The 12,231-nt window shown below is 68.4% G+C and carries 1 protein-coding gene (running past one end of the window); it reads right to left on the reverse strand.

Annotation, left to right across the window (positions count from 1 at the left end; genetic code table 11):
- Positions 1-29 precede the first annotated feature (29 nt).
- Positions 30-12,231: the final stretch of a non-ribosomal peptide synthase/polyketide synthase gene (locus ACYR7D_RS02915; RefSeq protein ID WP_459548085.1), read on the reverse strand. 44,669 nt of this gene lie beyond the right edge of the window; only the last 12,202 of its 56,871 coding nucleotides appear in the window; its start codon lies beyond the right edge, outside the window; it ends in the stop codon at positions 30-32.

The raw sequence follows: 12,231 nt of genomic DNA on the forward strand, positions 1-12,231 counted from the left end.
CGGCCCAGCCGGGACGGACCTCGGATCGCTCACTCCAGTAGCGCGGTCAGCTCCAGCACATACTCGACCTCTGCCCACGGCCCGATCGGCTGCCCCTTCTCCTCCAGGACGAGCGCGACCAAGTCCTCCAGGACTTCCGGCTCCAACGCGTCGAGGCCCGCTCGGTCGGTCCACAGGTGCGTGACCCATTCGTCGCCGAGCGCCTCGCTGCTCACCGCCGGGACCAACACCATGGCCGCGCCGGCCGCACCGGCCGCCACGATCTCCAGCACCGCGGCCGGACCGTCGGTACGCCCGTACCGGAAGGTGCGGGATTCATAGGTGAGCTCGGTAACGGTATGCACCTCGGCCACCACGGTGGCCAGCTCGTCGTAAGAGATACTCCGCCCGTCGGCCGCCACACAGACGGTGTCGCCGCCGTCCAATGGGCGGACCCGGTCCGCGTAGGTCACCGGCCGCGGCGATTCCGCCGCGACCTCGGCGACGGTCGCCGGATCGTCCAGCACCAGCCAGTCCACTTCCGGCGCGGCCGGCGCAGCGCCCACCACGATTCCGGCAGAGACCGTCAACCCCGCGGCCACCGCGGCGTCCACCGCCTCGGCGGGTACCAGAGCCGCACCCGCCTTGAGCACCGCCCACGTCGTAACCGCCGCGTCCACACCACGCTCGAGCCGGACCACGACACCCGTGCCCGGCCCGTAGCCGCGCCCGATCAGGACCCGGGCCAACCGCGACGACCGCACGTCCAGTTCCTGATAGGTGATCTGTTCCTCACCCCACACCACGGCGGGGCCTTCCGGATCGTCCTCCACCGAGGCGCGCAGCGTTTGCGGCAGCGCGGTACCCGTTGTGGCCGCGGGTGCCACCACCGGCTGCGCGGGCGCGGCCATACGGTCGCGCTCCGCGATATCGAGGATATCGATATCGCCCACCCGGATCTGCGGATCGGCGGCCACCGCGGTGAGAATGCGCTCGAACCGGCGACCGAACGACTGCACAGTCGATTCGTCGAACAACTCCGCGGCGTAGTTGAACACCGACCACAGTTCTCCGAAGCTGCCGTCGGCATGCCGCTGGGGGTCGATCCCGATCTGCAGATCGAACTTCGCGGCGATCGCACCCTGGTCCAGCGCCTGAACGCTCAGGCCGGGAACATCCAGTGTCGCCTGTTCGGTGTTCTGGAACGACAGCACCACGCCCAGGAGCGGATTGTGCGCGTTCGCCCGATCCGGCAGCACCGCTTCCACCACCCGCTCGAACGGGATATCGCCGTTGGCGAAGGCCGACAGATCGGTCTCCCGTGCGTGGTCGAGCAGTTCGGCGAAGGTCATGGTGGGTTCCACCTTGGTACGCAGCGCCAGAGTATTGACGAACATACCGACGAGATCGTCCAGTTCCCGCTCCCCGCGACCGGCGATCGGGGTACCGACCACGATGTCGTTCGCGCCGGTGAGCCGAGACAGCAGCACCGCCACAGCGGCATGCATCACCATGAACATGGTGACGCCACGCGCCCGCGCGGCTTCGTCCAGCATCCGATGCACATCGGCGTCCACGGCGAAACCGGTGATACCGCCACGCATCGAGGGCACCGGCGGCCGCGGCCGGTCCAGTGGCAGTTCGAGCTCCCCGGTGACCCCGTCGAGCTGCTTCTGCCAGTACGCCAATTGGCCTGCCGCGATCGATTCGCCATCGGTTTCGTCACCGATCACCGCACGCTGCCAGATCGCGAAGTCCGCGTACTGCACCGGCAACGGCGACCAGCTCGGCGCATCCCCAGCGGTCCGGGCGAGGTAGGCAGTCACCAGGTCGCGGGCCAGCGGAGCCATCGAGGCGCCGTCGGCCGCGATGTGGTGGGCGACGAACGCCAGGACATGCGCGTCCGCGCCCGTGGCCAGCAACAGCACCCGCACCGGCGCGGTCTCGGTGACATCGAAACCGGCCGACATCAACTCACCGATCCGGGCCACCGGATCAGCAGCCGAGGAGATCTCCAAACCACCCTCGAGCACCTGCCCGACCGGCAGCACCTCCTGATACGGCACCTCACCCGGACCCACCGGATAGCGGGTCCGCAACGACTCGTGCCGCTCCAGCACATCGGCGACCGCCGCCCGCAGCGCGTCCACATCCAGCTCACCGGTCAACCGGATCGCCATCGGGATGTTGTAGGCGGCCGAGCTCGGATCGAACTGATTGATCAGCCACATGCGTTGCTGCGCCAGCGACAACGGCACCGCTTCCACGACCTCACCGGAGTCCAGCACCCGCGTCGGCCGTGGCTGCGGCACCAGCGCCGCCCGCCCACCGGACCCGGCCTGTTCCTGGATCCGGGCTGCCAGGGCTGCGACGGTGGAGGTTTCGAACAGGGTCCGGACCGGGACCTGGGTATCCAACGCGGCACCCAGCCGGGCCGCGACCTGCGTCGCGATCAGCGAGTTACCACCCAGAGCGAAGAAGTCGTCGTCCGCGCCGATACGGTTCACACCCAGCACCTCGGCGAAGATCCCGGCCACGATCTCCTCGATCGGGGTCGAGGCCGCCCGGAACTCCCGCGCCTGGAACTCCGGCTCCGGCAGTGCTTTGCGGTCCAGCTTGCCGGACGTGTTGAGCGGCAACGCCTCCAACACCATCACCGCCGCGGGCACCATGTAGGCCGGCAGCACCTGTCGCACCGCGTCGAGCAACTCGGCCGCCACGATCTGCTGCCCCGGGGCCGGCACGACATAGCCGACCAGTTGTTCTCCCAGCTGCGACGCGGCGACCGTGACCACGGCCTGGCTGACCTGCGGCCGGGCCAGCAACGCGGACTCGATCTCGCCGAGTTCGATGCGCTGACCCCGGAACTTCACCTGGAAATCGGTGCGCCCCAGATACTCCAGCACCGGCTGTCCGTCGGCGTACCGCCACCGCACCAGGTCGCCGGTGCGGTACATGCGCTGCCCGGGGGTGTAGGGGTTGGCCACGAACCGGTCCGCCGACAGGTCCGGGCGGGTCACGTACCCCCGCGCGAGCTGCTCACCGGCCAGATACAACTCACCGGTCACCCCCACCGGTACCGGCCGCAGCCGGGCGTCGAGCACATACACCCGCGAGTTCCACTGCGGCACCCCGATCGGCACGCTACCGGCCTCGGTACCGGTCGCCGGCCAGTAGGTGATCGACACCGCCGCCTCGGTCGGACCGTACAAATTGTGCACCGCCGCCGACGTCACCGCCCGGACCGCGGCCACCGTCTCCGGCGGCAACGCTTCACCGATCACGAACACCTCACGCAACGACGGGATCGACCCCGCCGGAGTGTGGGCGGCGAACACGCTCAGCATCGACGGCACGAAATCGGTCACCGTGACCCGCTGCTCGGCGATCACCTCCGCCAGATAAGCCGGATCCCGATGCCCGTCGGGGGTGGCCACCACCAGCCGCGCGCCGGCGGCCAACGGCAGGAAGTACCCCCACAGCGACACATCGAAGGTGGTCGCGGTCTTCTGCAGGTACACATCCTCGCTACCCAGCGGGTACTGGGCCAGCATCCACGCCACCTGGTTGACGATCGCGGCGTGGGTGACCGCCACCCCCTTGGGCCGCCCCGTGGACCCGGACGTGAACAGCACATACGCGGTATTACCCGGCCGCAACGGCGCCACCCGCTCCGCATCGGTAACCGGAGCGTCGGCGTACCCACCGGTATCGAGGTCATCGAGCACGACCACCGGCACACCCACCCCCGTGGGTACGGCGTCGGCATCGCCGGTGGTGGTCAGCACGCATACCGGGTTCGCGGTATCGAGGATGTAACCGATCCGTTCACCCGGATGCGCCGGATCCAACGGCACATAGGCGCCACCAGCGGCCAGGACACCGTACATGCCCACCACCAGCTCCACCGACCGCGACATCATCAACCCGACCAGCGACTCCGGCCCCACCCCCTGGCCGATGAGATACCGCGCCACCCGGTGCACCCGCGCACCCAGTTCCCGATAGGTGAGCTCCTCGCCCTCGAAAACCACCGCGACCCGCTCCGGATACGCGGCGACCGCTCGCTCGAACCCGTCGAGCAGCAGCCCCGCCGGCAGCGGATGCTCGGTGGCATTCCACTCCGCCAAGACCCGGGTGCGTTCGGCCGGGGCCAGCACCTCGAGATCACCCACCGGAACCGACGGGTTCGCCACCACCTCGGCCAGCAACCGCAGGAACCGCTCCGCGAACCCTCGCACCGTCGAGTGATCGAACAGGTCCGTCGAGTAGATGAACTTGGCGGAGACACCGTGAGCCGCGTGCACACCGTTGCCGGTGCCCTCGACCGGACCCATCCGCTCGATCAGCTCCAACTGGAGATCGAACTTCGAGGTCTCGATCGGTGAGTCGATACCGCTGATCGCCAGGCCGGGGAGCTCTCCGGTGATCTGCGGATTGGTGTTCAGCAACGACAGCATCACCTGGAACACCGGATGCCGGGCTTGCGACCGGGCCGGGTTCAAGACCTCCACCAGCCGCTCGAACGGCAGATCGGCATGACCGAACGCGGCGACATCGATACCGCGAACCGTCTCCAGCAGATCGCTGAAGCGGGCCTCGGAATCGACCGGTGTCCGCAGCGCGAGAGTGTTGACGAACATACCGATCAGGTCGTCCAACGCACGTTCACCGCGACCGGCGACCGGCGTACCGACGACGATATCGGGCTCACCCGACAACCGGGACAGCATCACCGCGAACACGGCGTGCACCACCATGAAGAAGGTCACCCCGTGGGCGCGTGCGAGCTCCGCCAGCTCGGCGTGCACGGTGTCGTCGATCTCGAAGGCGTAGGAGGCACCCAGCCCGGAGGAAACCGCCGGGCGCGGCCGGTCGGCGGGCAGATCCAGCTGTTCCGGAATCCCCGCCAGTTCCGCCGACCAGTACGCGATCTGCGACGCGATCACCGAGTCCGGATCGTCTTCGGCACCCAGCACCTGTCGCTGCCACAGCGCGTAATCGGCGTACTGCACCTCCAGCGGCCGCCACCCCGGCTCGCCGCCCTCGATACGAGCGCTGTAGGCCGTGATCACATCGCGGGCCAGCGGTCCCATGGAGAAGCCGTCCGCCGAAATATGGTGCACGACCAGTACCAGTACGTGCTCGGTCGGGTCGACCTCGAACAGCCGGACCCGGAACGGTACGCCGGCGGTGACATCGAACCCGGCCGAGGCGAACTCGGCCACCCGCGGCAGCAGATCGGCTTCCGATACTTCCACCGTGGTCAGATCCGGGATCACCGCCGAAGTCGGTTCCACCTGCTGGAAGGGGGTGCCGTCCACCTCCGGATAGAAGGTGCGCAGCGATTCGTGCCGGGCCAGAACGTCGGCGATCGCGATCTGCATCGCCTGCCGGTCCAGCAGGCCGGAGAGGCGCACGGCGATGGGCAGATTGTCCGCGGCCGAGTTCGGGTCGAACCGGTTGAGGAACCACATCCGCTGCTGCGCCAGCGACAACGGCACCCGTTCCACGACTTCGCCCGTTGCCAGTAGCTGCGTCGGACGCGGCTGCGGCGCCAACGCCACCCGCCGGCCCGCACCCGAATGCGTCTCCGCCCGGGCCGCCAGCGCGGCCACCGTCGAAGCCTCGAACAACTCGCGTACAGCCAGATCGGTATCCAACGCCACCGACAGCCGTGCCGCCACCCGAGTCGCACTCAGCGAGTTACCACCCAGCTCGAAGAAATCGTCGTCCGCGCCGACCCGCTCCACACCGAGCACCTCGGCGAATGTGGCCGCCACGATCTCCTCGACCGGGGTCGACGGCGCCCGGAACACCCGCGCCTGCAATACCGGCGCCGGCAGCGCACGCCGATCCAGCTTGCCACTGGCATTGAGCGGCAACTCGTCGAGCACCACGAACGCCGACGGCACCATATACGACGGCAACCGAGCCGCCAGGTCCTCGCGCACATCCTCGATATCGAGGTGCGCTCCCCGTGCGGGCACCACATAGGCGACCAGCTGCTCGCCGGTGCGCGCGTCACTGCGCATGACCACCACGGCCTGGCCCACCTCGTCCACGCCGGTCAGCGCGGCCTCGATCTCGCCGAGTTCGATGCGCTGGCCGCGCAACTTCACCTGGAAGTCGGAACGACCCACGTACTCCAGCTCACCCGCGGCGGTCCAGCGCACCACGTCACCGGTGCGGTACATCCGCTCGGCGGGATCGAACGGGCTGGCCACGAACCGGTCCGCGCTCAGATCCGGACGCGCCACATACCCGCGCGCCAACTGCACGCCCGCCAGGTACAGCTCACCCATGACGCCCACCGGTACCGGCCGCAACCGGCCGTCCAGCACGTACACCCGGGTGTTGAACACCGGCACACCGATCGGCACCACACCGGTATCGGCATCGGTCACCTCGTGATAGGTGACGTCGACCGCGGCCTCGGTCGGACCGTACAGGTTGTGCAGCGCGGTGCCGGTCAGCTCCCGCAACCGCTGCGCGGGCCTACCCGGCAGCGCCTCACCCGAGGAGAACACCATCCGCAGCGAACCACACCGTACGGCGTCCGCAGCGTGCGGTGCGGTATCCGGCAACGCGGCCACGAACACGCTCAGCATGGACGGGACGAAATGCGCCACCGTCACACGCTCGGTATCGATGACCTCGGCCAGATACGCCGGATCCCGATGACCGTCCGGCTTGGCCACCACCAGCCGCGCACCGATCTGCAACGGCCAGAAGAACTCCCATACCGACACATCGAAGGTCGCCGGGGTCTTCTGCAACACCGCATCGGCAGCGTCCAGCCCGTACTGCGACTGCATCCACACCAGACGGTTCACGATCGCCGCATGCGAAACCGCCACGCCCTTCGGCCGGCCCGTCGAACCCGACGTGAAGATCACATACGCCGTATTCGACGGCCGCAACCGCGCTACCCGATCCGCGTCGGTGATCGCGGTATCGACGTACCCGGAAAGGTCCAGCTTGTCGATCCGCACCTGGGCGGTATCGATGGGCAGGTCGTCTCCGGAGGTCAGCACGCAGATCGGATCGGCGGTACCCAGGATGCATTCGGTGCGCTCGGCCGGATGGTCCGGGTCGAGCGGCACATAGGCGCCACCCGCGACGGTGACCGCGTACATGCCGACCACCAGGTCGATCGACCGCCGCATACCCAGGGCCACGAACGATTCCGGCCCCACCCCGCGGTCGATCAGCCAGTGCGCGAGGAGATTCACCCGTTCCGCGAACTCGGTGTAGGTGAGAGTTTCCTCGCCGAAGGTCAGCGCGGGTGCGTCCGGCGTACGGGTGCACTGCGCGTAGAACATCGAGGCCAGGGTCGCGGCGGAATCGACCGCGTGCGCGGTGTCGTTCCAGGCCCGCAGCACGAGGTCACGCTCACCGCTGTCGAGCAGGTCGATCTCGCTGATCGACCGGTCCGGTGCGGCGGTGATGGCGGCGAGCACCCGCATCAGCCGGTCGGCGATATGCCGTACATCCGCTTCGCCGAACATGTCCTGCAGATAGCCGGCGCGGATGTGCAGGGTATCGCTCAACGAGGCGACCAGGGTCAGCGGATAGTGCGTCGCGTCCGCCACACCGAGTCCGGTCACTGCCATTCCGTCGATATCGGTGGCCTGGGCCCGGATACCGTCGGCGTCCACCGGATACGACTCGAACACCAGCAGGGTGTCGAACAGGGTCGCCATCCCGGCCGTGGCCTGGATATCCGCCAGACCCACATAGTGGTGATCCAGCAGATCGGCCTGTTCGGCCTGGGTCCGGATGAGCAGCTCACGCGCGGGTTCGCTCTGGTCGAACCGCACCCGTACCGGGACGGTGTTGATGAACAACCCGACCATCGTCTCCACCCCGGACAGCTGGGGCGGGCGGCCGGAGACGGTGGCGCCGAAGAGCACATCGTCGCGGCTGGTCATACGCCCGAGCAGGATCGCCCACGCCACCTGCAGCACCGTGTTGGCGGTGATGCCGAGTTCGGCGGCCAGCGTGGTGATCCGTCCCGTGGCCGCGGCGTCGAGCTCGAACACGTACTCGCCGGAGAGCGCGTCGATCTCGTGCGCGGAATCGCCGCCCCCGGATTCGGGGCGGGTCAGCAGGGTCGGTTCGCTGATCCCGGACAGCACTTCTTCCCAGACCGCCAGCGATGTCGCGTGGTCCTGCCTGCCGATCCACTCCAGGAAGTGCCGGTAGGAGCGCGCGGCGGGCAACGCGCTGGTGTCCGCGTGTACCGCGTACAGCGCCAGCAGATCCCGCATGAGCAACGGCATGGACCAACCGTCCAGCAGGATGTGGTGGTTGGACACCACGAACTGCCAGGTATCAGAGCCGGTCCGGATCAAGGTGAACCGGATCAGCCGTGGTTCGGTGAGGTCGAAACGCCGCAACCGATCCGCGTCGACGAGATCGGTGGCGTCACCGGTGGCGGAGCGATCGTGCTCGGTCCAGTCCACCTGCACCTCGTCCAGGATCACCTGTACCGGGTTGCCCTGACCGTCGGTGAGGAAGACGGTGCGCAGGTTCTCGTAGCGATCCACCAGTGCCTGCGCGGCCGCACGGAGGCGGTCGGCATCCACCCGGCCGGTCAGTTCCAGCACTGCCTGCGCGGTGTACACATCCACCGATGCGGCGGCGAGCTGCGCATGGAACAACAGCCCGGCTTGGAGCGAGGACAGCGGCCACACATCCGCGACCGGCATCGGGAACTGCTGTTCGATACCGTCGATATCGCGCTGGGACAGCTCGACCAGCGCGAAGTCGGACGGCGTATGCCCGCCCGCGTCCGCGGAATCGGCATGGTGGGCCACGGCTTCCAGGGCCCGGACCCACAGCTCGCCGAATTCGGCGGCCTCTTCCCGCGACAGCAGGGTGGTCGGGTATCCGATCCGCGCGGTCAGCGTATCGCCGGCCACGACGGCGTTGATATCCAGCAGTGCCATGGCCGGCATATCCGCGTCGTAGGTGGCGTTCAGCCCGGCCGGATCGGCTGCCGGGATCCAGCCGAAACCACGCATTTCCTCGGGCATCTCGCCCCCGCCTGTACGACCCAGGTAGTTGAAGTTCACCTGGCCCGGCAGTTCCCGCGGCAATTCACCGGCGGTATCCCGGTTCATATAGCGCAGCAGGCCGTAGCCGATGCCCTTGTCCGGTACCGCGAGCAGCTGCTCCTTCACGAGCTTGAGCGCGGTACCCAGCGCCGGACCGCCGGTGAGGGCGGCCTCGATATCGATACCGGTGAGCTCGAACCGGACCGGGAACAGGGCGGTGAACCAGCCGACCGTGCGGGACAGGTCGGCTCCGGGCGCGATCTCCTCCTCACGACCGTGGCCCTCGAGCCGGATCAGCAGCGGGTCGTCGCCCCGGACCCCGGTGACCCGGCGGGTCCGCCAAGCGGCGGTCGCCAGGGCGAGCGCGGTCAGCAGGCCGTCGTTCACACCGCCGTGGAACAGCGCCGGCACCTTCGTGAGCAGCGCCTGGGTGACCTCCGGCGATACCCGCACCGAGTGGATTTCGGTAACACCGGCGGTATCCACCGCGGGATCGATACGGCGAGCCGTGAGCAGAGGATCGGCGGTGCCGGCGACGGTCCGCCAGTATTCCAGTTCGGCCAGCCGTTCGGGGCTGTACGCGTTCTGCTCGAGCGCGTGGGCCCAGGTCCGCATGGAGGTGACCGGAGCCGGCAGCTCGGGCGCCTGCCCGGCGCTGTACGCACCAGCGGATACGAGGAAATCGGGCACCAGGATGCGCCACGACACACCGTCGACCACCAGGTGGTGCGCGATGATCACCAGGCGTCCCGAGCGGTCGGTCGTATCGGGTTCCAGCCAGACGAACCGGACCACCACACCGTTGGCGGGATCGAGCCGGTCGAGCGTGGCGTCCACAGCGGCCGAGGCGATCTCGAGCAGTTGCTCGGCGCCGGCGGCGCCGTCGAACACCGTGTGATCGATCAGCGCGTCCACGTCGACAGTGCCCGGCTCCGCCGTTTCGACGACCCATTCGCCGTCCACGGAATACAACCGCGCCCGCAACATATCGTGCCGATCGAGCACCGGGCCCACGATGGCGGCGATGGTGTCGCGGTCGATGCCGACCGGGAGCTCCAATGTCGCCAACTGATGGAATCGCCCGAAGGAACCGGTGCGTTCGGCCATGAACCGGACGATCGGCGTGAGCGGCATGGTGCCGACACCGCCGCCCGGCAGCTCGACGAGCGCGCGGCCCGCTTCCTCGGCGGCCTCCACGGATTCGGCGACCGAGGCCAGCCCGGCCACCGTGCGCTGTTCGAAGACGTGCCGCGGCGTGAAGACCACACCGCGTGCCTTGGCGCGGGACACCAGCTGGATGGAGACGATGCTGTCGCCGCCGAGGGCGAAGAACGAATCGTCCACACCGACCCGCTCCATACCGAGCACCTCGGCGAAGACCTCGGCGATCGTCTGTTCGACCGGTGTACGCGGCCCGCGGAAGGCGGTGGCGGCGGCGAAGACGGGTTCGGGTAGCGCGCGGCGGTCGAGTTTGCCGGCGGGGGTCAGCGGGATCGTGTCGAGCACCATGACCGCCGACGGCACCATATAACCCGGCAGGCGCTGCTCGACATACGCGATCAACACCGCGGTATCCACCGTGGCACCCGACACCGGAACCACATACGACACCAGCGACACCACACCCGCGGTGTTCTCGTGCCCGATGGTGACCGCGAAATCGACGGTCTCGTGCGCGGTCAGCGCGGCGTCGATCTCCCCGAGTTCGATCCGGAAACCCCGAACCTTGACCTGGAAATCGTTGCGGCCCACATACTCCAGCACCGGATCACCCGCGCCGTCACGACGCCACCGCACCACATCACCGGTGCGATACAACCGCGCCCCCGGCCCACCGAAGGGATCGGCCACGAACCGCTGCGCGGTCAGACCCGCCCGAGCGTGGTAGCCCCGCGCCAGCTGCACCCCACCGACATACAACTCACCGGCCACCCCCTCGGGCACCGGATTGAGCCGATCATCGAGCACCAGCGTCCGCATCCCCCGCACCGGACCACCGATGGTGACCCGATCACCGGCCCGCAACACCCCACTGATGTTCGTGGCGACCGTGGCCTCGGTCGGACCGTAGGCATTGTGGAACCGGCGCTGGACCCCGCCCTCGGGTGCGGTCGACCATTTCGCCATCAGATCCGCCGAAATGGCTTCACCACCGGCGATGATCACTTCCATCCCGGCCAGATCCGCCGGGTCCAGCGACGCCAGCACCGACGGGGTGATCAACCCGACCGTCACGCCTTCCCGGGCGATCAGCTCACCCAGCTCCGCGCCACCGTAGGTACCGGTCGGCACCACCACCAGCGTGCCCGCCGAACCGACCGCCAGCAGCAACTCCAGGATCGAGGCATCGAAACTCGGCGACGCGAACGCCAACGCCCGCGTCTGCGCGTTCAACCGGTACCGCTCGACCTGTTCGGCACTGAAATTCGCCAGGCCGGCATGGGTGACCACCACGCCCTTGGGCACACCGGTGGAACCGGAGGTGTAGATGACATAGGCGGTGTTGGCCGGGGTCAACGGCCACACCCGGTCGGCGTCGGTGATCGGCTCGGCCGGGTACCCGTCGAGAGCCAGCTCGTCCAGCACCAGCCAGTCCACCGTATCCGGCAGATCCGCCCGCACACTCGAGACCGTGATACCCACCGGCGCACCGGAATCGGTGAGCATATGCGCGATCCGGTCCGCCGGGTAGGTCGGGTCGATCGGGACGAACGCCGCACCGGATTTGGTGACCGCCCATTCGGCGAGTACCGAATCCGCCGACCGCGGTACCGCTACCGCCACCAGGTCCTCGGCGCCCAGGCAACGCTCGATCAGCACCTGCGCCAACCGGTTGGACCGTTCGTCGAACTCCGCGTAGGAGTAGCCGACACCGTCGAACACCACCGCCGGCGCCGACGGGTCCACCGCCACCGCCGCGGCCAGCAACTCCGGCAACGTCGACGCCGGCACCGCCGCACCACCCGACCGTGCCAGAATTTCGGCGCGCTCGGCTTCGTCGAGGATCTCCACCGCGCCCAGCAGAACATCCGGATCGGCGGCCACCACCGACAACAACCGCTGGAACCGCGTGATCAACCCGGCCGCGGTGGCCTCGTCGAACAGTTCGGTCGCGTAGTTGACCGCGAGATCCATCCCGCCCGAAGCGTTCTCGACGAGCGTGAACTGCAGATCGAACCGGGCCACATCA

Source organism: Nocardia sp. X0981 (assembly GCF_977089955.1).